The following is a 24,235-nucleotide window of genomic DNA, read 5'->3' as shown; positions in this document are numbered from 1 at the left end:
GGTCCCCCGGATCCCGGCGCCGTCTCAGGCCGTGATGTCCTGCTGGATGATCCGTTCCATATTGCGCTCGGCGAGCGCGGTGATGGTGACGAACGGATTGACGCCGATCGAACCGGGCACCAGCGAGCCGTCCACCACGTACAGACCGCCGTACCCCTTGGCGCGGCCGTAGCCGTCGGTGGCCCGGCCGAGGACACAGCCGCCGAGCGGGTGGTAGGTGAAGTCGTCGGCGAAGGTCCGGTTGCCGCCGAAGAGGTCGTAGCGGTAGATCGTGGTGTTGGCCCGGTTGATCCGGTCGAACAGCGACTTGGCGGCGTTGACCGAGGGCTGGTTCTGCGACCGGGTCCAGTTCAGCCGGGCCGAGTCGGTCGCCGCGTCGTAGGAGAACGTGCCGCGCTCCGGGTTCTTGGTGATCGCCAGATAGAGGCTGATCCAGTGCTCCATGCCCATCGGCAGGGGCGCGATCTCCGCGAAGACGGGGTTGGCGGGGTTGGCCCAGTCGTCGATGCCCATCGCGGGCATGGTCGCCTGGTTCGCGCCGACCGTGTCCCAGAGGTGGTTGGCGCGGGCGGTCATCACATTGCCGTTGTGTCCCCAGCCCCGGCCGACCTCGGCACTGAGGTCGGGCAGAGCCCCCGTCTCCCGGGCGCGCAGCAGGAGTTCGGTGGTGCCGAGGCTGCCCGCGCCCAGGAAGAGCCGGGTGCAGCCGATCTCCCGGGTTCCGGTGACCCGTCCGGTGATGTCCGAGCGGTCGACGGTGAGGACGTAACCGCCGCCGGTGTCCCTGCGGATCGCCCTGGCCCGGCTCATCGTCTCGATGGTGACCCGGCCGGTGGCGAGCGCGGCGGCGAGATACGTCTTGTCGAGGCTGCGCTTCCCGTGGTTGTTGCCGTAGATGACCTCCCCGGCCAGCGCCGACCTGGTGACCTGCCCCGCGGCCTCGCGCCGCATGTAGTCGAAGTCGTAGACGTTGGGCACGAAGACGGTTCGCAGCCCGGCGTTGTGCGCGTGTTTGCGGGAGATCCTGGAGAAGCGGTACCACTCGGTGGACTCGAACCACGCCGGGTCGATGTCGTTGACGCCCAGCATCCCCCGGGCGCGCGGGAAGTAGGTGCCGTACATCCCTTCGGCGTCGACCTCCGGGAGGACCTCGGAGAAGTACGCGCGGGGCGGGGTGACCGCCATGCCCCCGTTGACCAGCGAACCGCCGCCGACCCCGCGGCCGACGTAGACGGACATGTCGCCGTAGCCGACCCGGTCGAGGACTCCCGGATACGGAGTGATGTTCCGGTTGACCACATCGAGCCAGAGGAACTGGCCGATCGGGGCCTCGGTGCGGGTGCGGAACCACATGGAGCGCTGGTCGGGAGCCGTGGTGGCGCAGAAGATCTTCCCGTCCGGGCCCGGGGTGTCCCAGAGCCGGCCCATCTCCAGGACGATCGTGCGGACGCCCGCGAGGCCGAGCCGGAGCGCGGCCACGGCGGCGCCGTATCCGGAGCCGATGACGACGGCGGGGGCGTTGTCGGTGGCGGGTGGCTCTACGGCGGCGGCCGAGGAGAGGCCGATACGGGTGAATCCGAGGACGGCGGCGGTCTGGAGAGCTGCCGCTCCCAGCATGTGACGGCGCGTCAGTTGTGGAGTCATAGGCCGATCGTGAGCGAGATCCGGTGCGATGCCCAGACCTGAGGGAACAGAATCTGATGAACCGTCAATACATCGCGGACACGGCCCGCCGACGTGTCAGGCGCCGGACCGCCCGGCCACCGCTCCCGGGCCCGCACCGCTTCCGGAGACCCCGCACCGCTCCCGGGCCGCGCCGCCCCTGCCCGCGAGCGGTCCCGCCGCGGCTCACAGAAGCACACGCGCCCGCTCCGCCAGCAGGTCCCAGCGCCAGGTGTCCTCGACCCACCGCCGGCCCCGCCCGCCCATCCTCCGTCGCAGCTCCGGATCCCGGAGCAGCGCCACGATCCGCTCGGCGGACTCCCCCACCCGCTCGGGATCGGTGCCGCCGCGGACCACCCAGCCGGTCTCCCCGTCGAGCACGGCGTCGGGCGCGCCGCCGGAGTCGCCCGCGACGACGGGCAGCCCGGTCGCCGACGCCTCCAGGTACACGATCCCGAGACCCTCGACGTCCAGACCGCCCCTGCGGGTACGGCAGGGCATGGCGAACACATCACCGGCGCCGTAGTGCGCGGGCAGCTCGGCCCAGGGGACCGGCCCGGTGAAGCGGACCGAGCCCGCGACCCCTTTCTCGTCCGCCAGCCTGCGCAGGTCCTGTTCGTACGGTCCGCCGCCGACGATCAGCAGGACGGCGTCCGGGATCTTCGCGAGGATCGCGGGCATCGCCAGGATCAGGGTGTCCTGGCCCTTGCGGGGCACCAGCCGCGAGACGCAGACGACGACGGGCCGGTCGCTGAGCCCGAGCCTCTCCCGTACGGCGTGACCGCCCGAGTCCGGGTGGAACGTCTTCTCGTCCACCCCCGGCGGCAGCTGGATCATGCGCGCCGCCGCGTCCGGGGTCAGCGCGGCGGCGATACGGGACCGGGTGTACTCCCCCAGATACGTGATCGTGTCCGTGCCCTCGCCGATCCGGCGCAGCAGCCGCCGGGAGGCGGGCAGCTGGGCCCAGCCCGCCTCATGGCCGTGCGAGGTGGCGACGAGCCGCCGCGCACCGGCCCGGCGCAGGGCGGGAGCCATCAGCCCGAGGGGCGCTGCGGCACCGAACCAGACCGACTCGCAGCCGTGTTCACGCAGCAGGGCGGTGGCCCTGCGGGTGACCCCGGGGGTGGGCAGCAGCATCGTCGTACGGTCCCGTACGACGGTGAACGGCTGCTCGGCGTCGAAGGCGGCGGTGGCCTCGGCGCCCTCGCGCCCGCGCTTCCAGGTGGAGGCGTAGACGACGAGCCGGTCCGGGTCCAGCCGCAGCGCCATGTTGTGGAGGTACGCCTGGATGCCACCGGGCCGGGGCGGAAAGTCGTTGGTCACGATCAGGGTCTTGTGCATCGTGGGCCGACAGTACCGAAATCCCGGGGAGCCGCCGAAGCCGGGCGGACGCGGCCCGGCCTCGCCTTCCCGGCCGGACACCTCCGCGCCCTGCATCATGGGCACTTCACAAATAGGTATGAAATGGATGAGGGGCCCATGGTGGACAGAAGCATCGGTACACGGCGGATCCTCGCGGTGTGGCTCCTCACCAGGACGGCGCTGCTGCTCTTCGTCTTCAAGATCGTCGTTTTCCCTGGGCCGGACGTCACCGCCGATGTGTCGGTGATCTACCGGGGGTGGTACGAGGTCCTGCGGACCGGAACGTTTCCCCTGGACGATGTGACCTGGCAGTACCCGCCCGCCGCGGCCCTGGCGATCCTCTCCCCCGCGGTGCTGCCCTTCCTCGGCTACGCCTCCGCGTTCTTCGTCCTCGCGCTGGTCTGCGACGCCGCGGTGCTCGGCATGCTGCTGCACGCGGGCGGGCGGGGCGGGGCGTCCCGGCGGGGGGCCTGGGTGTGGACCTGGGGCGTACCGCTGCTCGGGCCCACCGCGTACGCCCGCTACGACCTGATGGTCACGGCGGTCGCGGTCGCCGCGCTGCTGGCGGGCGTGCGGCGGCCACGGGTCCTCGGGGCGCTGGCCGCCTTCGGCGCGCTGCTCAAGGTCTGGCCGGTGCTGCTGCTCGTGGGGGTGCCGCGCGGACGGGCCACCCGGCGCGCGTGGGGCACGGCGGCCGCGGTGGCTGCCGGTCTGACGCTGGCCTTCGTCGTGACGATGCCGGGCGCCCTCGGCTTTCTCACCCACCAGCGCGACCGGGGCACCGAGGTCGAGTCGCTGGGCGCGCTGGTCTTCCATGTGGCCCGCCACTTCGGCTGGGAGGGCGACGTCGCGCTCAACTACGGCTCCGTCGAGTTCCTCGGCCCCCATGTGTCCCTGGTCTCGACACTCGCGCTTCTGCTGGCGGTGGCGGCGCTCGGCTGGCTGGTGGTGTGGCGGGTGTGCGTACGGGAGTTCGGGCCGGGGACACCGTACGACGCGGCGTTCGCGGCGGTGCTGCTCTTCACGACGACGAGCCGGGTCATCAGTCCGCAGTATGTGCTGTGGCTCGTCGGCCTGGCCGCTGTCTGCCTGGCCTTCCGCGCCAGCCGGATGGCCCTGCCGTCCTGGCTGGTCCTCGCGGCGGCCGGGGTGACGGTTCTGGGGTTCCCCGTCTGGTTCGCGCATGTGGTGTCGAGCGACGCGCTGGGGGTGTCGTTGCTGTTGGTGCGCAACGGGCTGCTGGTGGCGGCGACGGTGGTGGCCTGCGCGAGGCTGTGGCGTACGACGGTCCGCGCGGATCTTCCCTCGGGCGCGGACTCCGCCGGGGACTCCGCTCCGGGCCCCGCGTCCCGGACGCCGGCCGGCGTGGCCGTCGCCCCCCGCGCCTGCGAGCCCGACCGGCGGATCCGGCACCAGGCGGACGGTTCCGGCCGGTCCGGCGCCTGAGCGCGTCCCCCGGCCACGAGCGCGGAGCCCCGTGGACGGCCCCGGCCCGTCCGGCGCTTGCGGACACCCCCGAGCCCCGAGCACGACGACCCACGGGCACGGAAACCCGCAGGCACGGAAACCGGCGAGCGCGAAGATCCGCAGGCACGAAGACCGTGCAGGCGCGAAGACCCACGGGCACGGAAACCCGCAGGCACGGAAACCGGCGGGCGCGAAGACCCGCCGAAGCGGACAGGCGGGCGCGCCCGCCCGCCCCGCACTCACCCCAACCGCGCCCGCAGATGATCGCGCCACCGCGCCGTGAAGTCCTCCGGAGTCGTGGAAAGAATGTCCGACATCGCCTTCCGCAGCGCCGATCCCCGGCGCTTCCCGCTGCCCACCTCGCGGTAGAGCTCGGTCAGCTTCTCCTCCCCCCACCGCTCCGCGATCAGATCGCACGCGAGCCAGCCGCCCTCGTACGCCCGCGCCAGCGCGTCCGCGTCGCCCCCGAAGGAGAAGTCCTCGTCGGAGGGCAGTCCCGCGGGCAGCTCGCCCTCGCGGACGGCCCGCTGGAGCTCGGGCGCGTTCTGGCCTGCGGTACGGGCGGTGCCACGGTAGGCGACCCAGTCGGCGAAGCCCTCGGAGAGCCACATCGGGGTGGCGGGCGAGGTGTACGCACGGGTGGCGACATGCGTGGTCTCGTGCGTGAGGACGACGTTCCGGCCGAAGTCGCCCAGCAGCCCGTACGCCGAGGGGTTCACGATCACCCGGTCCGCGGGCACCGCCGCCGTCGTACCGGTCTCGCCAGTGGTGACCGCGGCGATGCCCCGGTAGCCCGCCGACGGGGTGCCCAGCAGCGCCCCCATCGCGTCCACGGAGCCGGGGACGAGGACGACGACCCGCTGGGCCCAGGGGCTGCGCCAGGAGGCGGAGACCGCGGGCACGGCCCGGTCGGCGGTGGCGGCGAGGGCCCTGAGCCGGGCGGGCTCCTGGTCCACGGCGAGGACCAGGCTGCGGTGGCCGCGTACGACGGAGACATCGCCCTGCTCCCAGAGCTGCTCGGCCGCGCCCTTGCCGGGCCGGTCGGCGGTCACGTACCAGCGGCCGTCGCGCAGCCCCAGTTCCAGGACCCGGGGCACGGCCACCGGCGCGATGTCGTACCCGGCGAATCGGTACCGGAGGTGCGCCTCGGCGACGGCCTTGGGGCCGTCGCGCTCCACCTTGCCGACCCGGTACTCCCAGGAGCCGAACGGCACATCCGCGAGATTGCGGAACTGGCGGCGCTCGTCGGCCCGCAGTTCGGCGAGCTCGGGCGCGAGCGCGGCGAGATAGGCGTTCTCGTCCCGGGCGAGCACGGCGGCCGCGCGGGCGTCCAGCGCCTGCTGGACGGCGTCCACGGTGTGCTCGGACGCCTTCGGCCCTGACGTGCAGCCGGTCAGGAGAGCCGGGGCCAGCAGGGCCGCGGCGAGGCCGAGCCCCGCCGCCGTCCGTACCGTCCGGTGCGGCGCACCCCGCCGCCTGTGTCCTGCCATCCGCCGATCGTACGGAACGGAACCCCGCTCAGACCCGGGTGACCGAGGAGACGGGCATCATCCCGACAGGGTCGTAGCGCACCGAGGCGCCGGGATAGGGCGCGTGGACGACCTGCCCGTTGCCCATGTACATCCCGATATGACTGGCGTCGTCGCGGTAGGCCACCAGATCTCCGGGGCGTGCCTGGGAGAGCGGGATCCGGCGGCCCGCGTACCGCTGCGCCTGCGAGGTGCGCGGGAGGGCGACGCCGGCCTGGGCGTACGACCACTGGGTCAGTCCGGAGCAGTCGAAGCCGGAGGGCCCGTTGGCGCCCCAGATGTAGGGGCGGCCGACGGCGCCGCGGGCCGCCATGGCCGCGGCTGCGGCACGGGCGGAGGCGGGCGCGTCGCCGGACAGACCGGGCACGGTCTCGCCATCGGAGCGGGAGGCCCGGCCGTAGTCGGCGCGCGCGCCCGGCGGAAGGGAGTTCAGCAGCCGCTGGGCCTGGGCGAGTTTGCCCTCGACGGTGCGTTTGTGGCGGGCGACGGCGCTGCGGCTGCGTTCCAGTTCGGCGAGACGGCGCCCGGCCTCCGCGCGTTCCTGGCGGAGCCGGCGCTGGGTGTGCCGGAAGTCCCGGAGCGTGACGGCCTGGCGTTCGCTGATCCGGTCCAGCAGCTCGGCCTTCTCCAGATAGCTCTCGGGGTCGGAGGAGAGCAGCAGGGACAGCGCGGGGTCCATGCCGCCGGACCGGTACTGCGTACCGGCCACCGAACCGAGGGTGCCGCGCATGCGGTTGATGCGCTCCTGGCCGCGGGCGACGCCGTCCTGGGCCGCGGCGACCTGCTCACGCAGCCGCTCGGTCCGCTCACCGGCCCGGTTGAAGCGCTCGGTGGCCCGCTCGGCCTCCTCGAACAGCCGGTCCACCCGGGCCCGCGCCGCTTCCGGCGAGCCGTGCGGGTCGGCCAGGGCCGGTGCGCCTGCGAACGCCGCGGCGGCCGTCGCCACGGCGGCGGACAGGACGGTGACCCGGGCACCGTGGGTGAGACCTGGCTGTGAGGACCGTCGATGGGACACCACGGGCCGCGCTCCCTTCCGCGTACGGGGACATTGCGCGGCAGACAGTAGCCCGGCGACCACAGCGCGGCCAAAGACCCCGCCGGGCGCACACGACGACGCCCCGCCGGGAGACCCACAGGTCACCGACGGGGCGGAGTGTCCGCGCACCGCGCGGGAATTCGCTCGTTCGGGCGCCTCGCCCGCGCCCTCGCGCCGGGCCCGGCTCGGCGGCCGGGCCCGGAGGCGTCAGATGCGGACGCCGAACTGGAACGGCATGTTGTTGATCGACTCGTAGCGCACGACGGTGCCGGTGCGCGGCGCGTGGAGGACCTGGCCGTTTCCGGCGTAGAAGCCGACGTGGTGCTGGTCGCCGTAGAAGATCACCAGATCGCCCTGCTTGAGCTGGCTCTGGGAGTAGATGCGGGTGCCGGCGTTCGCCTGCGCCTGCGAGGTGCGCGGGATGCCGACCCCGGCCTGCGCGAAGGCCCAGGACGTGAAGCCGGAGCAGTCGAAGGAGTTGGGGCCGGAGGCACCGTACACATACGGCGAGCCGATCTTGCTCTGGCCCGCGGCGAAGGCGGCGGCGGCGCGCTGGGAGGCGGGCACGGCCTTGCCGAGGTCCGCACGGGCGCTGGCCCGGTTGGCGCGGCTCTCGTCCTTCTTGAGGGAGGCGCGCTCCTTGGCGCTCAGGGAGTTCAGCAGCTTCTGCGCGGAGGCGAGTTTCGTCTGCACCTCGCGCTTCTTGGTGCCGAGTTGCTCGCGCGTGTCGGCGAGGTCGGCGAGCTTCGCCTGGGCCTCCTTGCGCTGCTGCGCCAGGGTGCGCTGCTTGGACTGGATCTCCGTGAGCGCCTCGGTCTGCTTGGAACCGAGCTGGTCCAGCGCGGACGCCTGGTCGAGGTAGGTGTCCGGGTCGGAGGAGAGGAAGAGCTGGATGGCCGGGTCCATGCCGCCGGAGCGGTACTGGGCGCTGGCGACCGTACCGAGGTTGTCGCGCAGGGTGTTCAGCTCGTCCTGGCCACGGGCGACCTTGTCCTGGAGGGCGTCGACCTCCTTCTGGAGCCTGGTCTGCTGCTCCTTGGCGCCGTTGTACTTCTCGGTTGCCTTCTCGGCCTCTTCGTAGAGCTTGTCGACCTTCTCCTTGACCTCGTTCTTGCTCGGCTGCGGAGCTGCCTGGGCGGCCTGCGAGGTCAGGGCGACAGCTGCGGCTGCGGTCGCGGTGAGCACGGTCACTCGGGTGCGGCCCGGCTGCTTGGCACGACGGTGAGACGCCACGAAGGCGGGCTCCTTCTCCCTCTGCCGCCAGCCGGGAAGGGGGACATCCGTATCCCCGGCTCCGCGCGGACGGCTCCCCCGGGAACAGGCCGGCGCACACGGACTCGGCGGTTCCTTCGCTGTCGCCCCGGATGGGCGATCAACCGCGCGAAGGTTCGACGCCTGACCCTAGTGACCTTCTTGTGATCACTTCAAATCTTCGTGGGAAAAATCTCGTCGGCAGACCGGATTCTTTACCCACATCACACCCGTAGTGATGAGTAATTGACACACTGTTCCGTTACGCCGAACGCCAATTCGGGAAATTCAGCGGCAATTTGGCCATTGTTCCGATTGTTTGACCGGAACGGGAGGCAGGGGCGCGGAAGGAGCCGCGTACGCGGGCCGTCAGACGCGCGAGAGCCGCCGCAGCAGCAGGGCGGAAGCGACGGGCCTGGCACCGGCCTTGGCCACGCCGTCGGCGACCTCGCGGTCGGTGGAGACCACCACCACGGGCCGGCCCGGCGGCTCCGCGCGCACGAGCTGGCGGATCAGTTCGTCCGCCGTCACGCCCGGCTTGGAGAAGAGCACCCGCACCCCGCGCGGCGGTGCCAGCAGTACGGGCGCGGCCAGTTCGGCCCCGTCGAAGACGCAGGTGATCTCGGCCCCGGTCTGCGCGGCCAGCACCGAGAGCCCGCCCAGCAGCCGCAGCCGCTGCTTCTCCAGGGGCATCGTCGGATAGCCGGTCTTGGTGACGTTGTAGCCGTCGACCACCAGATGGACCTGCGGCAGCGCGAGCAGCTGGTCCAGCAGGGCCGGGTCGGTCTCGGAGAGCGCTCGGGCGGCGATGTCCTTGGGCGACATGCGGCCGGGCGCCACCGCGTCGACCGTGTCCCCGGGGTGGACCGACGCGGGTGGCAGCGCCAGTTCACGGCGGAGCCCCTGGGCGGCGTCCAGTACGGTGTCCAGCAGCAGCCGCAGCCGCATGTCCTCGATCGAGCGGCCCTCGCGGGTGGCCCGGCGGCCCGCCTCGACGGCCGCCTCCGCCTCGCCGAGGCGTGCCTTGAGCCGACGGGTCTCGCTCTCGGCCGCGGAGAGCTGGCCCGCGGCCTCCGACCGTACGGTCTCGATCTCGGCGTTCGCCCGGCGCAGGGCGGCCTCGCCGCGCTTGATGTCGCTCTGGGCACTGCGGAGCTTGCGGCGAAGCGATTCGGCTTCCTTGCGGGCCGTCTCCAGCTCGGTGCGCAGCCGCTCCGTCTCGCTCTTGGTGAGCCCGCGCGCCTCGGCCAGCGCGTCGCGCAGCCGCTCCAGCTCGCGCCGCCCCGCCTCGTCGGCGCGTTCGGCGTCGGCGCGCAGGGCCTCCTCGCCCGCGGCGGCGACCAGTTTCACCCATCCGGTCGGGCGCAGGACATAGGCGGCCGCCGCCACATCGAGGGGATCGGCCGCGGCGGGCGGCGATCCGGCCGTCAGGGCCGCGCACAGCTCGGGCTGCGCCTTGGCGAGCCGGTCGGCGATCCGCTGCCGGAAGACCGGATCGCTCTCCAGCGCCGCGGCCATCGCGTTGCCCGCGAGCTTGGCCCGGCGGGAGGGGGTGAAGCGGGCGTACTGCCGCAGCTGGGCGGGGAGTTCGGCGACCACGAGGCTGCCGAAGGCGTCGGCGACCAGGCCGACGACCCGCCTGCGCACGCCCTCCGGCAACGGCCGGTCGAGCGCCTCTGCGGCGTCACCGGCCGCACCGGCCGGCTCGGCGCCGCTGTCAGGCTGCTCCACGATCCGTCACCCCACTACCCGTCGGCACCGTCGCCGGCGCTCCTTCAGGAGTCCGCGCCCGGCCTGTCCACCAGCTCGATCTCGTCCACGGCGTTGCACCAGCGGCAACGCACCGACTCGATGGTCTCACTCAGCACCTTGCGCTCCTCCACCTTCGGCTCCCCCGCGAGGTCCAGATGGACGTACTCGACGACCTTCGAGGAGCGGGTCACATCGAAGCGGGTGAGGTTGCCGCAGAGCGTGCAGCGCCAGCGGGTGTCCGCCGTCGGCGAGGGAACCGTCGTCATCGTTCCGTCCTCATTTCTCGTACGGGTCTGTCGTACGGGCCGGCCGTACCGGATCTCGCCGTACTGGATGGGGGGTGCCGCGGTGCGCCATCGGACTGCGGGTGTACTCCTCGTAACTCTATGGCCTCGCGGGTACCCGGAAGCACGGCGAGGCACCCTGTACCGTTCGGTTCGGTTACGTCATGATCTGTCCCGTGATCGATTGGCGGGGCGGGGCCCTGGGAGCGGCGCGCGGGGCGGTCCGCGGCGCGGTGACCGGCCCCGCCGTGACGTACGGCGTGATCGCCGTCTGCTGCGCGGTCTTCTTCGTCAGTCCCGTCTCCGGTCTCAACCCCGCGTACGGAACCGGTGACGCGCTGCTCGCGGCGCAGAGCGCGTACTTCGAACGGTGGGGGGTGATCCCCGACGAACTGATGAGCGGCGCGTCCGGCACCCTGCTCACCCCGCTCACCGCGCTGTTCGTCCACGGCAACTGGCTGCATCTCCTCGGGAACATGCTCTTCCTCCATGTCTTCGGCGCGATGGCCGAGGAGCGCATGGGGCAGCTGGAATACACCCTTTTTTATGTCGGCACCGGTTATGCCGCGCTGGTCGCCTACGCCGCGGTCAACGCGGGCTCGGAGCAGACGCTCGTGGGCGCGTCCGGGGCCATCTCGGGAGTACTCGGGGCGTTTCTCTTCCTCTTCCCGAAAGCCCGCGTCACCAGTCTCTTCCCCTTCCTCTTCTTCCTGCCACTGCGCTTTCCCGCGTGGATCGTGCTGATCTTCTGGTTCGTCCTGCAGTGGCTGGCCGCGTCCGGCGCGGGCACGGGCGGCCCCGGAGTGGCGTATCTCGCGCATCTGGTGGGGTTCGGGGCCGGGTTCCTCTACGCGTGGGGACGATTCAGGCGTCCGGCTAGAGTGAAGGTCCAAGCAGCGGCCACCGAGGGAGAAAGCCAGCCGTGATCACCGCGATCGTGCTCATCAAGACCAGCGTGGACCGCATCCCCGAGATCGCCGAGTCGATCGCGGCGCTCGACAGCGTCAGCGAGGTCTTCTCCGTCACCGGCACCTACGATCTGATCGCCATGGTCCGGGTCGCCCGGCACGACGATCTGGCCGAGGTGATCCCGGGCCGGATCAGCAGGATCGAGGGCGTGCTCGCCACGGACACGCACGTCGCCTTCCGCACGTACTCCCAGCACGACCTGGAGGCCGCCTTCGCGATCGGCCTCGATTCGTGATCCGCGGCCGGTCCTGATCCGCCCCCGGATGAAGAATTCTTCATCTTGTCCTCATCCGGCGCCTTCGGTGGCGCCGCCACCATCGACGTCATGGTCTTCTCCCACCGCATCGCGGCCCTGGCCGCCGTCGTCGCGATACCCCTCGGCATCGCGGTGACCAGCTACGCCCTCACCGACAGCCCCGACTCGCGCAAGGTTCCGCCCAAGGTGCAGCTGGAGACCGACGTGCCCGCCGGAGCGCCGTCGGGCACACCCGGCACCCCCGGACCCACCCCGGGCGACGAGACGGTGGGACCGCCCGTGAGCGAGAACCCTCCGGGCGACGACGACGGCAACGACAGCGGCGGTACCGGTGGTCCGGCCGCTCCCGGCGGCGCCGGTACGGAAACGGCCCCGGGATCCGGTTCCCCTTCCGGTTCGGGATCCGGTTCCGGGTCCGCGGGGCAGGGCGACGACGGCCCGGGCGGAGACGACAACGGTGACGACGGCTGAACCCATACGCCGCTGGGTCACCGCACGGCTGCACATCGTCTCCGCCCGGACCCGCATCCTGCTGTGGCTGCTCATCGTGATGGCGGTCGCGCTCGGCTCGGTCGCGGTGGCCACCCGCTCGGTGCTGCTGCGGGATGTGGACCACCGGATCAACGGCCTCCTCGTCCAGGAGACCAGTGAGTTCGCCAACTTCGTCAAGGACGGCATCGACCCCAGGACGGGCAAGAAGTTCACCGATCCCGGCGAACTGATCCGGCTGTTCCTGCTCCGCCAGTACGCCGACCCCGACGAGGAACTGCTCGGCCTCTTCGAGCAGAACACACCCACCCCCCGCAAGATCGCCCAGTCCCGCGAACTGCGGACCAGCCTGCCGCTGACCGACGACCCGGCCTCCCTCGCCGCGATCTTCGACTCCCCCGACGCGATCGGGACCCTGCACCGCCCCCAGGGGGAGATCCGCTGGGCCAAGGTCGTCATCGAGTCCGGAGCGCCCGGACGTCCGGCCGCCGCCTTCGTCGTCGCCATCCACCCGGAGAGCGAGCAGGCCAAGGCGACCGGCGTCTTCCGTATGCTCCTCGCCGTATCCGGGGTCGCGCTCGTGATGACGACCGGCATCGGCTGGGTCGTCGCGGGCCGCATCCTCAGGCCCGTACGGCTCGTCCGCACCACCGCCGCACAGCTCACCGAGCAGGATCTGACCCAGCGCATCCCCGTGGAGGGCAAGGACGACATCGCCGCGCTCGCCGGGACGTTCAACGCGATGCTCGACCGGCTGGAGCGGGCGTTCGCCGCACAGCGCGAGTTCGTCGACGACGCGGGCCACGAGCTGCGGACACCCATCACGATCGTCCGCGGGCATCTGGAGCTGATGGGCGACGATCCGGCCGAGCGCGAGCAGACGGTCCGTATCGTCATGGAGGAACTGGACCGGATGAGCCGGATCGTCGAGGACCTGCTCCTGCTCGCCAAGGCCGAGCGGCCGGACTTCGTCGCGCCGGAGCCCGTACAGCTCGGGGAGCTGACCGCGGACGTCTTCGTCAAGGCGCGGGCGCTCGGCGAGCGGGACTGGCAGCTGGCCGAGGCGGCGGACGCGGAGGTGCGGCTCGATCCCCAGCGCATCACCCAGGCCATGGTCCAGCTCGTGCAGAACGCCGTCCAGCACACGGTGCCCGGTCAGCGCGTCAGCATCGGTTCGCGGATCGGCGCCGCCGCCGGGGGTGCGTCCGGGGGCCCGGGGTCCGGCAGTTCCGACGCTTCCGGGTCGGGTTCCGGAACGGGTTCCGGAACCGGGTCCGGTGGCTTCGCGGGTGAGGGCCGGATCGAGCTGTACGTCGCCGACACCGGGCCCGGCGTCCAGCCGCAGGACTCCGAGGTGATCTTCGAGCGCTTCCGCCGCGGGACCGCCCGCCGGGGTGCGCGGGGCACCGGAGCCGGGCTGGGCCTCGCCATTGTGAAGGCCATCGCCGAAGGGCACGGTGGGCGGGTGGAACTGCGCCCCACCGAAGGCGGTGGGGCGACCTTCGTCCTCACCCTCCAGGAGGAAGCGAAGCCGTGAACCGGATACTCATCGTCGAGGACGAGGAACGCATCGCGTCGTTCGTCGAGAAGGGGCTGCGGGCGAACGGCTTCACCACCACGGTCGTCGCGGACGGCGACGCGGCCTACGACTACGCCATGACCGGCGGCTTCGACCTGGTCGTCCTGGACATCGGGCTCCCCGGACGGGACGGCTTCACCGTGCTGCGCCAACTGCGCGAGGCCCAGGTCTCCGTGCCCGTCATCGTCCTCACCGCGCGCGACTCCGTCCGGGACACCGTGGCCGGCCTCGAAGGCGGCGCCGACGACTGGATGACCAAGCCCTTCCGCTTCGAGGAACTCCTGGCACGGGTGCGGCTGCGGCTCCGTACGGCCGCGCGGGCACCGGAGGTCACGGTCCTGCGCAACGGCGAACTGACCCTCGACCTGCGCACCCGCAGGGCCCGTTCGGGCGAGCGCACGGTGGATCTGACCGCGCGGGAGTTCGTCCTGCTGGAACTGTTCCTGCGCCACCCGGGGCAGGTCCTGTCGCGGGAGCAGATCCTGTCCCATGTGTGGGGATACGACTTCGACCCGGGCTCCAACATCGTGGATGTGTACGTCCGCGCGCTGCGCAAGAAGCTGGGGGCGGACCGGGTCGAGACGGTACGCGGGATGGGCTACCGGCTCCCGGACTGAACACCGCCACCGGCCCCGGCACCGTCCGCGCGCGGCCCCCTCGCGCCAGGCACCGATCGCCCCGGGCCCGCCCACCGCCCACGCGCGTCATCGCGCACACGCGGCTCCCGGCCGCCCGGCCTCTCCCCGCCCTCGGATTCCCGGCTCCCGCCTACGGCCTCCCGGAACCGCCGCGTGCCGCGGAAACATACCCGCCGAATCGGTCACGTGCCGCCGGACACGGCCCGGCCGGCCACGCGCCCTCCGGAGCCCCACGCCGCCGACGCACCGCGGCCGGTGATGTACGCCCCGCGTCCCGGCGCCGGGACGCGGGGCCGTTCCGCGAGCGCGCCCGGCGTCGCGGGACGGGCCGCGAAGGCCGCTTGTCCCGGTATCCCGCGTGAAGTTCCTTTCATCATCGGCTCATGGAGCCCTCACCGGCCGCATGAACCCTCGGTGAGGTGAGCCTGAACCTGCGACAAGCCGCCACTCTCTGCGTGGCACTGAGCGTCTGCGCGCTGCTCGCCGTGCCCGGGAACTTCCCCGGGCTCAGCGGCGACGCGCGGATCACCCTGGCCGTCTTCACCTTCGCCACCTGCGCCTGGATCGGTACGCCGATCGACGACACCTATATCGCCCTGGGCGCGGGGCTGGCGCTGACCGCGACGGGGGTGATCAGCAGCGACACGCTCTTCGGCACCCTCGGCGACGACACGGTGTGGCTGCTGATCTGCGCGTTCGTGCTGGCCGCGGCGGTCACGCGGACCGGGCTCGCCGGACGGGCGGCGGCGTTCCTGGTCGGCGGGGCCCGCAGCGTACGGCAGTTGACGCATCTGACGACCGCGGCGCTGGTCGTCACGGCGTTCGCCGTGCCCGCGACCTCCGGCCGGGCGGCGCTGGCGCTGCCGGTGTTCCTGGCGCTGGCGAAGGCGCTGGCGGGCCGCACCCGGCTGATCGTCATGCTGGCGCTGCTGTTCCCGACCGTCATCCTGCTGTCCGCGGTCGCGACGCTGATCGGCGCGGGGGCGCATCTGATCACCGTGTCGGTGCTGTGGGAGGCCACCGGTGAACGGGTCGGATTCGCCCAGTGGCTGCTGCTCGGGCTGCCGCTCGCCGTGGTGTCCTCTCATCTGGCGGCCGAGGCCGTCCTGTTCACGACCACGAAGCGCGCGGACCGCAAGGGACCCGTCCACATCACCGCCGAGCAGATCCAGGAGCACAGCGAACAGCCCGTCACCGGCCCCTGGTCGCCCGCCGAGGCCCGGTGCGCGCTGCTGCTCGCGACCGTCGTCGCCCTGTGGTGCAGCGAGCCCCTGCACGGGGTGGCACCGGCCGTCGTCGCGCTGATCGGCGCGGTGGTCGCGGCCTCGCCCGCGCTCGGCACCGTACGGCTGAAGGAGGCGCTGAAGACCGTGCCGTGGTCGCTGCTGCTGTTCATGGCCGCGACGATGGCGATGGGCGTGGCGCTCGCCGACTCCGGCGCAGCGAAGTGGCTGGTGGGCGGGGTACCGCTGGATCTGCCGCCGTGGCTGTTCCTGGGGGTGGTGATCGCCGTGTCCACGGCCGCCCATCTGGTGCTCCAGTCACGCTCGGCCCGCTCGTCCGTACTGGTGCCCCTGGTCGTCGCGGCGGCCGTCGGCGCCGGGGTCAATCCGGTCGCGGCGGCCCTGGCCTCGACCGCCGCCGCCGGGTTCTGCCACACGCTGCCCGCGTCGGCCAAGCCCGTCACCCTCTTCGCCGACATACCCGGAACCCCCACCTACACCCCGCGCGATCTGCTGAGGCTGTCCGCCGTGCTCGCGCCGCTCACCGCCGCGCTGGTGCTGCTCTTCGCCGTGGCCGTCTGGCCGCTGCTCGGCGTGCCCGTCCGCTGACGCTCCACCGCACCCGTCACCACCACCCGCACCACCCTCACAAGCCCTCGAACACCCTCACACGCCAGGAGTTCCCACGATGCTGACCCGATTCGCCGTCGCCCCGAGCGGCTTCAAGGAGTCCCTGTCCGCGCAGTCCGCGGCCGAGGCCATCGCATCGGGGGTACGCCGGGTCGTCCCGGACGCCGAGATCGATCTGATCCCCCTGGTGGACGGCGGCGAGGGCACGGCCCGCGCCCTGGCGGCGGCCTCCGGCGGCCGGCTCGTCACCCTGCCCGCCACGGGCCCCACGGGCGCCCCGGTCGACACGCACTTCGCGCTCCTCGACAAATACACCGCCGTCGTGGAGATGGCGGCCGTCGCCGGGCTGTCCCTCGTCCCGCGCGATCTGCGCGACCCCGGGGCGACCACCACCTACGGCGTCGGCGAGCTGATCAGGGCCGCGCTCGACGCCGGGGCCCGTGAGATCCTCGTCGGCTGCGGCGACTCCGGTACGTCCGACGGCGGCGCCGGGGCCCTCCAGGCGCTCGGCGCGCGGCTGCTGGACGCGGAGGGACGGGAACTGCCGCGCGGCGGACGGGAACTGACCCGGCTCCGGCGCTTCGACCCCTCGGGCCTCGACCCCCGGCTGGCGCGCACCGGGATCCGGGTCGCGTGCAATCCGTTCAACGTGCTGTGCGGCGAGCGCGGTGTCGCCCGTGTCTTCGGCCCCCAGAAGGGCGCGACCCCGGCCCAGGTCGAGCAGCTCTCGGCCGCGCTGGAGAACTGGGCGTCCGTCCTCACCCGCGATCTGAACGTGCGGGCCGATCTGTACGCCGGCCCCGGCACGGGCGCCTCCGGCGGCCTCGGCGCGGGGCTCGCCGCGCTCGGCGGACGGCTGCTGCCCCGGTTCGAGGTGCTCCTCGACCAGCTCGACCTCGACGCCCGGCTGGCCCGCGCCGATCTGGTCCTCACGGCGGAGGGCGCCCTCGACCACCAGACCACACGCGGCAAGGTGCCCGCCGAGGTCGCCCGGCGCGCCAAGCGGTTCGGGCGGCCGGTGCTCGCGCTGGCGGGCACGATCGGCGAGGGCGCGCATCAGGTGCGCGCGGTGGGGGTGGACGCGTACAGCGCGATCCTGCCCGCGCCGGTCACGCTCACGGAGGCGCTCGGCCGCGGCGGTGAGTTCCTCACCGACGCGACCGAGCGGGCCCTGCGGATGGTCCTGATCGGAACCCGGCTGCCGGCCGGGGCCGGCCGTCAGCCGGTGGGGTCGGGGACGCAGCGGCCGTCCTCGGTGCGGTAGCTCCACCGCGCGCCTTCGGTGACCAGTTCCTTCACGGCCCGGACGAACCGCTCCACGTGCTCGTCGGGGGTGCCCGCGCCGAAGCTGACGCGGATCGCGTTCAGGGACTTCTCTCCCGCCCCGGCCTCGGGCGCCCCGCACTCGCCCGGATCCTGGGGCTCGCTGCCCAGCAGGGTGCGGACCAGGGGGTGGGCGCAGAACAGCCCGTCGCGTACACCGATGCCGTACTCGGCGGAGAGCGCGGCGGCGAGGTGGGAGCTGTTCCAGCCGTCGACGACGAAGGAGATCACCCCCACGCGCGGGGCGTCGTCGCCGAACAGCGACAGCACCCTGACCTCGGGCACCTCGGCGAGGCCCGCCCGGATCCGTGCGACGAGGGCCTGCTCACGGGCGACGAGGGCGTCGAAACCGGCCTCGGTGAGCGCCTTGCAGGCCGAGGCGATCGCGTACACGCCGATGACGTTCGGCGAACCGGCCTCATGGCGCGCGGCGGTGGTGTGCCACTCCACGTCCACCCCGCCGTCCGTGCGCCGCGCGACCTTCCGGGACGCGCCGCCGCCCGCGAGATACGGCTCCGCTCCCTGGAGCCAGTCCGCCCGCCCGGCGAGCACGCCCGAGCCGAACGGCGCGTACAGCTTGTGCCCGGAGAAGGCGATCCAGTCGACGTCCAGGTCCCGCACCGACACCGGGTGGTGCGGGGCGAGCTGTGCCGCGTCCAGCACGATCCGCGCGCCGTGCGCATGGGCGGCGGCGGCCAGCTCCCGGACCGGCCACAGCTCACCGGTCACATTGGACGCACCCGTCACACAGACCAGGGCCGGCCCGTACGGATCGCGGTCGGCGAGCGCCCGCTCCAGGGTGCGTACGGCCTCCCCGGGGGTACGGGGGGCGTTCAGATACGTCACCCGGACGTCCCTCCCCCCGCGCCCCGCGGGAGACGACCCCCAGGGCAGCAGTGAGGCATGGTGTTCGGTCTCGAAGACGAAGACCTCACAGCCGGCGGGGAGCGCGGTGGCGAGCAGATTGAGCGAGTCGGTGGTGGAGCGGGTGAAGACGACCTGGTCGCCGTCGCGGCAGCCGAGGAAGGCGGCGACGGTCCGGCGGCTGTTCTCGAAGAGGTCCGTGGAGAGCTGGGAGAGATACCCGGCGCCCCGGTGGACGCTTCCGTAGTACGGGGCGTACGCGGCGACGTCGTCCCAGACGCGCTGGAGCGCGGGGGCGCTGGCCGCGTAGTCGAGGGCGGCGTAGGTGACCTCTCCCCCGGTGACGAGCGGAACCGTGACATCACGCCCGAGAACGGGCAGCGGGGCGGTCTCGACGAGGGTGTCGGGGCATGCGGACATGGCGGATTCTCCCAGGGGACAAGGCGGAATGTCTTCGATGACCCCGCGCGGGGGTCGCCTCGGCGCACGGGGAAGGCCCGTGTCACGGAGGGTGTGCTGAAGAAGGGGCAGAACTGCCCTAGCGCATTCGCTTGCTCACGAGACTGCTCCCTTGAGGACCAGGACCCCAGGGTTCGCAGGGGTCCGCGCTTGCCGCGGGCCTCGCTGCCCACGGCCTGGTCTTCACCCGGGGCACCCCGCCACGGACGGAGGGTTGCCGGACAGCGGGCCGGGGCCGAAGTCGCTGTCACTCATGACCTGCGGGAACGTTATGGCACCGCCGGGCTCCCCCGCAACCCGGTCCCGCATCGCGGATGCTCTTCCCGGGGGCAGAGCCCCAGCCGCCCGAGCCGACCAGCGGGGTGACGACGGTCCTTCGCATCGCCTCCCGGGGGCGGGCGTTTTCAGCCCCGGAGCCCCCACCGCCCGGTCGGCCTCCGGGGAGAAGCGAATCCAGCCCTTCCGGCGATCGAGGAGCGGGGCCCGGGGCAGTGCCCCGGCAGCCACCCGGACCCTGGCGTGATCCCGCCACGGAAGGCACCACCGCAGGCGACCCGCACGCGCGGGCGACCGGCCACCGCGGGCAACCGGCACGCCCAGGCGGCCCGCCCCGGGGCCCCGCAGGCAGCCCGCTCCCGGCCCGCCCCCGGGGCTCACGCGTGGCTCGCGCGGACCCACCCCTCCAGGACCCCCTTGGCCGCTCCGGAGTCGATCGACCGGGCCGCCCGGCCCATCGCCGCGGCGAGCTGTTCGGTGAGCGGTCCCTCGCCGGGTGCCAGCGCCACCAGCGCCGCGGCGGCGTTCAGCAGGACCGCGTCACGGACCGGGCCCGTCTCGCCGGCCAGGACACGGCGGGCGACGTCCGCGTTGTGGGACGCGTCCGCGCCCCGGAGGGCCTCGACGGGGACGAGGTCGATGCCGATGTCCCGCGGGTCGAAGGTCTCCTCCCGCACGGAACCGTCCCGTACGACCCACACGCGCGACGTCGCCGTCGTCGTCAGCTCGTCGAGTCCGTCGTCACCGCGGAAGACCAGCGCGGAGGAACCGCGCTCGGCGAGCACACCGGCGAGCACGGGTGCCATCAGCGGGTCCGCGACCCCGGTGGCCTGCGCCTTCACCCGCGCCGGGTTGGTCACGGGCCCCAGGAAGTTGAAGAGGGTACGGATGCCGAGTTCTTTGCGCACCGTCGCCACATGCCGCAGGGCCGGGTGGAACTTCACCGCGAAGCAGAAGGTGATGCCCGCCTCCTCGGCGACCTCGGCGACGCGCTCGGGGGTCAGCTCCAGATTGACGCCCAGCTTCTCCAGGACGTCCGAGGCGCCCGACGCGCTGGACGCGGCGCGGCTGCCGTGCTTGACGACCTTCGCTCCCGTACCGGCGACGACGATCGCCGACATCGTGGAGATGTTCACCGTCTTCGCGCCGTCGCCGCCCGTGCCGACGATGTCGACGCTCGGTCCGGGCACCTCGATCAGGTTCGCGTGCGCGTACATGGTCCGCACCAGACCGGAGAACTCCTCGACGGTCACACCCTTGGCACGCAGAGCGACCGCGAATCCGGCGATCTGGGCGTTGGTCGCCTCGCCGCTGAGGATGCGGTCCATCGCCCAGGCGGTCGCGTCCGCGCTCTGGTCGTGGTTGTTCAGCAGCGAGTCCAGCACGCCGGGCCAGGTGTGGGCCAGCCCGCTGTCGCCGCCAACCGGGGTCACAACGTTCATGGTCCGCTCCTGGGTCCACACGCGAATAGGGATGGGTACCACCCTATCCAGCCCAGGGGACAGCGAAGAGCCCCGTCCGGCGTACGGACGGGGCTCCCGCTGTGGCGACCGGCCGGCCGCCGTCGGTGCCGGCGGCCGGGTGGGTTCGGACGGTCAGTGGTGCGACTGACCGCTGGGGATCTCCTCGTGCTCCTCATGGCCGTGGCCATGGGCGGCGGCGATCTCCCGGTACTCCTCGCTCGTCGGCTTGGGAATCTGGTTCCCCTCGCCGTAGTAGCCCTTGCTGAGCTTGGCCCTGAGCTTCTGCGTGAGGCCGATCTTGCGCCGTACGCCGTTCTCGTCGACCTCGGGGCCGACATCGAGCGGCTTGTACTGCTCGTGGGCCGTGAGCGTGTGCAGATCGCTCTGGCTGAGCGGCTCGTGGACCTCGATGAACTCACCGTGCGGCAGGCGCTTGATGATGCCGGACTCGCGTCCGTGCAGCACCTTGTCCCGGTCGCGGCGCTGGAGACCCAGGCAGATGCGCTTCGTGATGATGAACGCGAGGACCGGTCCGGCGAAGAAGGAGATCCGGACGAACCAGGTGATCGCGTTGATCGACAGATTGAAGTGCGTGGCCCAGATGTCGTTGCCGCCGCCGACCAGCATGATGAAGTACGCGAACAGCCATGCCACACCGAAGCCCGTACGGGTCGGGGCGTTGCGCGGGCGGTCCAGGATGTGGTGCTCGCGCTTGTCCCCGGTGACCCAGGACTCGATGAACGGATAGACGGCGATCGCGGTCAGGACCAGCGGGAAGACCACCAGCGGGATGAACACGCCCAGTACCAGTGTGTGGCCCCAGGCGTTGATCTCCCAGCCGGGCATCACCCGGATCAGGCCCTCGGCGAAGCCCATGTACCAGTCCGGTTGCGCGCCGGTGGACACCTGGTCGATGCGGTAGGGACCCACCGCCCAGATCGGGTTCAGGGTGGCGATCGCGGCGACCACGGTGATGACACCGAAGACCAGGAAGAAGAAGCCTCCGGCCTTGGCCATGTAGACCGGCAGCAGCGGCATGCCGACGACGTTCTTGTTCGTCCGGCCGGGGCCCGCGTACTGGGTGTGCTTGTGGTACACGACGAGGATGAGGTGGCCCACCAGCAGGGCGAGCATGATACCCGGCAGCAGCAGGATGTGGATCGAGTAGAACCGTGGCACGAAGTCGTGCCCGGGGAACTCTCCGCCGAAGAGGAACATCGAGATGTACGTACCGACGACCGGTACGGACAGGATCGCGCCCTGTACGAAGCGGACACCGGTGCCGGAGAGCAGGTCGTCCGGGAGCGAGTAACCGGTGAAGCCGGTGAACATGCCGAGGACGAGCAGCAGGAAGCCGAACAGCCAGTTGACCTCGCGCGGCTTGCGGTACGCGCCGGTGAAGAAGACGCGCATCATGTGGACCATCATCGCGGCGACGAAGATCAGCGCGGCCCAGTGGTGGATCTGCCGGATGAGCAGACCGCCGCGTACGTCGAAGCTGATGTCCATCGTCGACGCGAACGCCTCGGACACCCGCACGCCCTGCATGGGCTCGTAGCTGCCGTGGTAGACGATCTCGTTCATCGACGGGTTGAAGAACAGCGTCAGATACACACCCGTGAGGATGATGATGATGAAGCTGTAGAGGCAGATCTCGCCCAGCATGAAGGACCAGTGGTCCGGGAAGATCTTGCGCATATTGGCCTTGGCCAGGGTGTAGATCCCCAGCCGGCCGTCCGCCCAGTCGGCGACCCGCTCACCGGCGGGTGCCTTGCGCTCGGGCTGCTTGCTGTCAGACGTAGTACTCATCCGCGCTCCCAGAAGGCGGCACCGACGGGCTCTTCGAAGTCGCCGAGGGCTTCGAGGTTGCCCTCGGCGTTCACGCCGATCCGCAGCTGCGGAAGGGCGTGGCCTGCGGGGCCGAAGATGACCCGGGCGCCGTCGGAGAGGTCGAAGGTGGATTGGTGACACGGGCAGAGCACATGGTGCGTCTGCTGCTCGTAGAGGCTGATCGGGCAGCCGACGTGGGTGCAGATCTTGGAGAACGCGACGATGCCCTCGTGCGACCAGTCCAGCTCGCGCTTGTCCTTGATGTCCTCCGGACGGATCCGGACGAGCATCAGGGCGGCCTTGCCCATCTGGATCTGCCAGTCGTGGGCGTCGTGCTCCAGCCCCTCGGGCTGGGCGAAGACCAGCGAACCGACGGTGATGTCCTCGGGGCGCAGCGGCTCGTGCGTGTTCATGTTGATGAGCTGCTTGCCCTTGGCCCAGAGCGTGGTGCGGAGCTTCTTCTCCGGCAGGGGGCCGAGGTCGCGCAGCAGGACCACTCCGGAGAGCGGCACCAGCGCCATCGCGCCGAACATCGTGTTCCGGATCAGCTTGCGGCGGCCGAAGCCGGACTCCTCGTTGCCCGCCGCGAAGTCGGCCACGACCCTGGCCTTGACCTCGGGCGACGCCGAGATCGGGTGGCGCTCGTCGGCGATCTCCTCGTCGGACATCAGGGTGCGGGCCCAGTGGACCGCCCCGGCGCCGATGGCGAAGAGGGCGACACCGAGCGTCAGGCCGAGCGAGAAGTTCAGCGCGCTCACATGGCCGAACGGGAAGATGTAGACGATCTTGTCGACCGGGAAGATGACGTAGGAGGCGATGAACGCCACCGTGGCCAGCATCGACAGGGTGAACAGGAACGCGACCGCGCGCTCGGACCGCTTGGCGGCGCGCTCGTCGATGTCCTGGATGCGCGGCCTGTGGGCCGGCATCCCCGGGTCGGCGAACGGGTCGGTGCTGTCCTCCCCGTGCCTGGCCACGTCACCGTGTCCGGCCGGGCCGTGCCCGGCGCCCTGCTCGTTCGGCAGGTTCTCTTCTGGAATGTCTTGGCTACTCATGACTTCTTGGCCTTAGCGGTGTGGGCCGCGACCCAGACGGCAACTGCGATCAACCCGCCGAGTCCGAAGACCCAGGCGAAGAGCCCCTCACTGACGGGGCCGAGGCCACCGAGCGAGAGACCACCGGGGCTCTCCGCCTCCGTGCCGTTCATTTCCTGGACGTAGGCGATGATGTCCTGCTTCTCCTTCTCGGGCATCACACCGTCGGGGAAGGAGGGCATGTTCTGCGGGCCGGTCTGCATGGCCTCGTAGATGTGCTTGGCGCTGACGCCCTCCAGGGTGGGGGCGTACTTGCCGTTGGTCAGCGCGCCGCCCTTGCCCGTGAAGTTGTGGCACTGGGCGCAGTTGGTACGGAAGAGGTCGCCGCCCTTGGCGACGTCCGCGCCAGTGGGGCTGTACTGCTTCTCGGTCGGCGTGATCGGACCGGCGCCGAGCGAGGCGACGTACGCCGCGAGCTGGTCGATCTCGGCCTGGCTGTAGATGACCTTCTTCTTCGGCACCTGGGCGCCGGGCTGCTGGGCCGGCATCCGGCCGCTGCCGACCTGGAAGTCGACCGCGGCGGAGCCGACGCCGACGAGGCTCGGGCCGTCGCTGGTTCCCTTACCGCCGGTTCCGTGGCAGCTCGCGCAGCCGACGGTGTAGAGCTTCTTGCCCTCCTCGATGGCGAGGGACTGGGCGGTTTCATCAGCCTGCGCCTTGTCCGCGGGCGCGAACGCGGCGTACAGCCCCCCGGTGGCCGCCAGCGCGAGGAGTAGGACGACGATCGCCGCCAGCGGATGGCGTCGTCGTGCGGAGAGCTTTTTCACGGATTACCCCGGTGTCAGGATTTTCTGCGTCG

The 24,235-nt window shown here is 71.8% G+C and carries 20 protein-coding genes and 1 riboswitch; of the genes, 8 read left to right on the top strand and 12 right to left on the bottom strand.

All coding sequences use genetic code 11. The features are described from left to right. Window positions 1–24 precede the first annotated feature (24 nt). Together ACFYT4_RS18875 and ACFYT4_RS18870 are read right to left on the bottom strand one after the other, a co-directional pair. Complete coding sequence (locus ACFYT4_RS18875) at window positions 25–1,644, bottom strand: GMC oxidoreductase (RefSeq protein ID WP_389269815.1); 1,620 nt, start codon at window positions 1,642–1,644, stop codon at window positions 25–27. 204 nt (window positions 1,645–1,848) lie between these two features. Further along, window positions 1,849–3,003: a glycosyltransferase family 4 protein gene (locus tag ACFYT4_RS18870; RefSeq protein WP_389269813.1), complete on the bottom strand. Its 1,155-nt coding sequence runs from the start codon at window positions 3,001–3,003 to the stop codon at window positions 1,849–1,851. A gap of 138 nt (window positions 3,004–3,141) precedes the next feature. Between ACFYT4_RS18870 and ACFYT4_RS18865 the strand changes: the two genes are divergently transcribed. After that, window positions 3,142–4,470 (top strand): glycosyltransferase 87 family protein, encoded by a 1,329-nt coding sequence (locus tag ACFYT4_RS18865; protein WP_389269811.1) that lies wholly within the window; start codon window positions 3,142–3,144, stop codon window positions 4,468–4,470. Between the two features lie 260 nt (window positions 4,471–4,730). Here ACFYT4_RS18865 and ACFYT4_RS18860 read toward each other — a convergent pair whose 3' ends face one another. The 5 genes from ACFYT4_RS18860 to ACFYT4_RS18840 form a co-directional block, all read right to left on the bottom strand. After that, the gene (locus ACFYT4_RS18860) at window positions 4,731–5,981 is read right to left on the bottom strand and encodes a hypothetical protein (protein WP_389269809.1); all 1,251 of its coding nucleotides are present in this window, start codon (window positions 5,979–5,981) and stop codon (window positions 4,731–4,733) included. A gap of 28 nt (window positions 5,982–6,009) precedes the next feature. Continuing rightward, window positions 6,010–7,038: an NlpC/P60 family protein gene (locus tag ACFYT4_RS18855; RefSeq protein WP_389269807.1), complete on the bottom strand. Its 1,029-nt coding sequence runs from the start codon at window positions 7,036–7,038 to the stop codon at window positions 6,010–6,012. Between the two features lie 225 nt (window positions 7,039–7,263). Next, entirely contained in the window at window positions 7,264–8,289 is a 1,026-nt protein-coding gene (locus tag ACFYT4_RS18850) for an NlpC/P60 family protein (RefSeq protein ID WP_389269805.1), read from the bottom strand. Between the two features lie 387 nt (window positions 8,290–8,676). Further along, on the bottom strand, window positions 8,677–10,038 hold the full coding sequence (locus tag ACFYT4_RS18845; protein WP_389269803.1) for an NYN domain-containing protein: 1,362 nt from the start codon (window positions 10,036–10,038) through the stop codon (window positions 8,677–8,679). Between the two features lie 44 nt (window positions 10,039–10,082). Continuing rightward, window positions 10,083–10,325, bottom strand: a complete 243-nt coding sequence (locus tag ACFYT4_RS18840) for a hypothetical protein (RefSeq protein WP_389269801.1) — start codon at window positions 10,323–10,325, stop codon at window positions 10,083–10,085. 194 nt (window positions 10,326–10,519) lie between these two features. On the opposite strand from ACFYT4_RS18840, the gene ACFYT4_RS18835 reads away from it, so the two are divergent. The 7 genes from ACFYT4_RS18835 (at window position 10,520) to ACFYT4_RS18805 (ending at window position 17,391) form a co-directional block, all read left to right on the top strand. Next, the gene (locus ACFYT4_RS18835) at window positions 10,520–11,269 is read left to right on the top strand and encodes a rhomboid family intramembrane serine protease (protein ID WP_389269799.1); all 750 of its coding nucleotides are present in this window, start codon (window positions 10,520–10,522) and stop codon (window positions 11,267–11,269) included. After that, window positions 11,266–11,547 (top strand): Lrp/AsnC family transcriptional regulator, encoded by a 282-nt coding sequence (locus tag ACFYT4_RS18830; protein WP_389269797.1) that lies wholly within the window; start codon window positions 11,266–11,268, stop codon window positions 11,545–11,547. The genes ACFYT4_RS18835 and ACFYT4_RS18830 overlap by 4 nt, the downstream gene beginning before the upstream one ends. A gap of 90 nt (window positions 11,548–11,637) precedes the next feature. Next, window positions 11,638–12,039: a small secreted hydrophilic protein gene (locus ACFYT4_RS18825; protein WP_389269855.1), complete on the top strand. Its 402-nt coding sequence runs from the start codon at window positions 11,638–11,640 to the stop codon at window positions 12,037–12,039. Beyond that, window positions 12,026–13,594 carry an ATP-binding protein gene (locus ACFYT4_RS18820; RefSeq protein WP_389269795.1) on the top strand — a complete coding sequence of 523 codons (1,569 nt, stop codon included), beginning with the start codon at window positions 12,026–12,028 and terminating at the stop codon, window positions 13,592–13,594. Before ACFYT4_RS18825 ends, ACFYT4_RS18820 begins: the two co-directional genes overlap by 14 nt. Beyond that, window positions 13,591–14,253 (top strand): response regulator transcription factor, encoded by a 663-nt coding sequence (locus ACFYT4_RS18815; protein ID WP_389269793.1) that lies wholly within the window; start codon window positions 13,591–13,593, stop codon window positions 14,251–14,253. Before ACFYT4_RS18820 ends, ACFYT4_RS18815 begins: the two co-directional genes overlap by 4 nt. A gap of 440 nt (window positions 14,254–14,693) precedes the next feature. Continuing rightward, the gene (locus ACFYT4_RS18810) at window positions 14,694–16,106 is read left to right on the top strand and encodes an SLC13 family permease (protein WP_389269791.1); all 1,413 of its coding nucleotides are present in this window, start codon (window positions 14,694–14,696) and stop codon (window positions 16,104–16,106) included. A gap of 79 nt (window positions 16,107–16,185) precedes the next feature. Continuing rightward, entirely contained in the window at window positions 16,186–17,391 is a 1,206-nt protein-coding gene (locus tag ACFYT4_RS18805) for a glycerate kinase (RefSeq protein WP_389269789.1), read from the top strand. On the opposite strand, the gene ACFYT4_RS18800 is transcribed toward ACFYT4_RS18805, so the two are convergent. The 5 genes from ACFYT4_RS18800 to ACFYT4_RS18780 form a co-directional block, all read right to left on the bottom strand. Next, window positions 17,346–18,734 (bottom strand): aminotransferase class V-fold PLP-dependent enzyme, encoded by a 1,389-nt coding sequence (locus ACFYT4_RS18800; protein WP_389269787.1) that lies wholly within the window; start codon window positions 18,732–18,734, stop codon window positions 17,346–17,348. The two genes, ACFYT4_RS18805 and ACFYT4_RS18800, sit on opposite strands and share 46 nt — an antisense overlap. A gap of 180 nt (window positions 18,735–18,914) precedes the next feature. Continuing rightward, a riboswitch (SAM riboswitch) is annotated at window positions 18,915–19,032 on the bottom strand. Between the two features lie 394 nt (window positions 19,033–19,426). Further along, complete coding sequence (gene trpD / locus ACFYT4_RS18795) at window positions 19,427–20,491, bottom strand: anthranilate phosphoribosyltransferase (protein WP_389269785.1); 1,065 nt, start codon at window positions 20,489–20,491, stop codon at window positions 19,427–19,429. A 153-nt stretch (window positions 20,492–20,644) separates the two neighbouring features. Further along, a complete protein-coding gene (locus tag ACFYT4_RS18790; RefSeq protein ID WP_389269783.1) occupies window positions 20,645–22,321 on the bottom strand; it encodes a cytochrome bc complex cytochrome b subunit in 1,677 nt (558 codons plus the stop codon). Then, complete coding sequence (locus ACFYT4_RS18785; protein WP_389269781.1) at window positions 22,318–23,397, bottom strand: Rieske 2Fe-2S domain-containing protein; 1,080 nt, start codon at window positions 23,395–23,397, stop codon at window positions 22,318–22,320. The genes ACFYT4_RS18790 and ACFYT4_RS18785 overlap by 4 nt, the downstream gene beginning before the upstream one ends. Further along, window positions 23,394–24,203, bottom strand: a complete 810-nt coding sequence (locus ACFYT4_RS18780) for a c-type cytochrome (protein ID WP_389269779.1) — start codon at window positions 24,201–24,203, stop codon at window positions 23,394–23,396. Before ACFYT4_RS18780 ends, ACFYT4_RS18785 begins: the two co-directional genes overlap by 4 nt. Window positions 24,204–24,235: the final 32 nt, after the last annotated feature.

This window comes from Streptomyces sp. NPDC004609, from assembly GCF_042873655.1.
GTDB lineage: Bacteria > Actinomycetota > Actinomycetes > Streptomycetales > Streptomycetaceae > Streptomyces.
Note: the sequence above shows the minus strand (reverse complement) of the source record. Positions and strands in the feature narration are given on the sequence as shown.

Excerpts from the sequence above, each read along its gene's own strand:
- ACFYT4_RS18875 (WP_389269815.1), bottom strand. The coding sequence starts at position 1,644 with ATGACTCCACAACTGACGCGCCGTCACATGCTGGGAGCGGCAGCTCTC.
- ACFYT4_RS18870 (WP_389269813.1), bottom strand. The coding sequence starts at position 3,003 with ATGCACAAGACCCTGATCGTGACCAACGACTTTCCGCCCCGGCCCGGT.
- ACFYT4_RS18865 (WP_389269811.1), top strand. The coding sequence starts at position 3,142 with ATGGTGGACAGAAGCATCGGTACACGGCGGATCCTCGCGGTGTGGCTC.
- ACFYT4_RS18860 (WP_389269809.1), bottom strand. The coding sequence starts at position 5,981 with ATGGCAGGACACAGGCGGCGGGGTGCGCCGCACCGGACGGTACGGACG.
- ACFYT4_RS18840 (WP_389269801.1), bottom strand. The coding sequence starts at position 10,325 with ATGACGACGGTTCCCTCGCCGACGGCGGACACCCGCTGGCGCTGCACG.
- ACFYT4_RS18825 (WP_389269855.1), top strand. The coding sequence starts at position 11,638 with ATGGTCTTCTCCCACCGCATCGCGGCCCTGGCCGCCGTCGTCGCGATA.
- ACFYT4_RS18805 (WP_389269789.1), top strand. The coding sequence starts at position 16,186 with ATGCTGACCCGATTCGCCGTCGCCCCGAGCGGCTTCAAGGAGTCCCTG.
- ACFYT4_RS18800 (WP_389269787.1), bottom strand. The coding sequence starts at position 18,734 with ATGTCCGCATGCCCCGACACCCTCGTCGAGACCGCCCCGCTGCCCGTT.
- trpD (WP_389269785.1), bottom strand. The coding sequence starts at position 20,491 with ATGAACGTTGTGACCCCGGTTGGCGGCGACAGCGGGCTGGCCCACACC.
- ACFYT4_RS18790 (WP_389269783.1), bottom strand. The coding sequence starts at position 22,321 with ATGAGTACTACGTCTGACAGCAAGCAGCCCGAGCGCAAGGCACCCGCC.
- ACFYT4_RS18785 (WP_389269781.1), bottom strand. The coding sequence starts at position 23,397 with ATGAGTAGCCAAGACATTCCAGAAGAGAACCTGCCGAACGAGCAGGGC.